1 protein-coding gene is annotated in these 309 nt (G+C 68.0%); it reads left to right on the top strand.

The window, feature by feature from the left end:
- Window positions 1–309 (top strand): siroheme decarboxylase subunit beta (gene ahbB, locus FLQ44_RS11265; protein ID WP_147694450.1); only part of this gene is annotated, 309 nt, incomplete at both ends.

Raw genomic sequence — 309 nt, 5'->3', positions numbered from 1 at the left:
GGACGATGGCGTGATCCGCCGTTTCGGCTTTGTGCTGCGCCACCGCGAACTGGGCTACCGTGCCAACGCCATGTGTGTGTGGCAAGTGCCTGCCGCGCAACGCGACGCCATCGGCACGCAACTGGCCGCCGATGCCGCCGTCACCCTGTGCTACGCCCGACCGCCGCAGGGGGCGCACTGGCCGTACAACCTGTTCTGCATGGTGCACGCCCGCAGTAGCGATGAGGCGGCGGCGCACTACCGGCGGCTGAGCGCCGATTACGGTTTGCACGCCATGCCGTCGGCCATGCTGCTGTCTACCCGTCGTTA

The sequence above is a fragment of the Vogesella mureinivorans genome, assembly GCF_007644035.1.
Taxonomy (GTDB): domain Bacteria; phylum Pseudomonadota; class Gammaproteobacteria; order Burkholderiales; family Chromobacteriaceae; genus Vogesella; species Vogesella mureinivorans.
This window is presented reverse-complemented; position numbering and strand designations above follow the sequence as displayed.